This window comes from Corynebacterium tuscaniense (genome assembly GCF_008693065.1).
Classification (GTDB): domain Bacteria; phylum Actinomycetota; class Actinomycetes; order Mycobacteriales; family Mycobacteriaceae; genus Corynebacterium; species Corynebacterium tuscaniense.
On the sequence record NZ_VXKH01000179.1, the window covers coordinates 1 to 612 of the forward strand.

Sequence of the window (612 nt, forward strand, 5' to 3'; positions counted from 1 at the left end):
CGAGATCGGGTGGAAAAGGTTTTCCGCGCGCGTGGGTTGGCAGAGGTACCTGCAGACAACGCAACACAGATGCTCAATTTATCCTTCGCCGGAACCCCCGTCGATATTCCCTACGGTGATCCCAGCACCGCCCATGTGCGGGTCATTGCCCGCGTTCCCATGGAACCAGATGCCGCCCGCCTGGTGGACCTATGCAACCGCGTCAACCTCAATGAATTATCCGAACCCACCGGTGCCGCCGTCTGCGTGATTTTCCGCGATGACCAGTGGTGGGCCGCCGCCGAATTCGCCGCCCCATGCCGTGCCGGATTAAGCGATGAGCAGGTCGACCAAGCCGTCCGCTTAGGTGTGGTGGGGGCCGCAACCCAATTGCGTAGCGTCCTGCATCGCATCTGATAACCTAAGCCCTAGGACCATCAGGTGAGAAAGGAATCCCAAAATATGAAACTCGCGGTGATTGGTGGCGACGGGATCGGCCCCGAGGTAACCAAAGAGGCCCTCAAAGTCCTCAAAGCAATCCACCCGGACTTAGAAACCACCGACTATGACCTCGGCGCCCGCCGCTACCTGCGCAATGGCGAACTCCTCACCGAAGATGATCTCGCCAGCCTG

Annotated in this window: 2 protein-coding genes; both read left to right on the forward strand. The window is 59.6% G+C overall.

All coding sequences use genetic code 11. The features are described from left to right. Positions 1-396: YbjN domain-containing protein (locus F4V54_RS11160; RefSeq protein WP_211359501.1), on the forward strand; the 396-nt coding region annotated here is incomplete at its 5' end. 45 nt (positions 397-441) lie between these two features. Next, positions 442-612: isocitrate/isopropylmalate family dehydrogenase (locus F4V54_RS11165; RefSeq protein ID WP_249041306.1), on the forward strand; the 171-nt coding region annotated here is incomplete at its 3' end.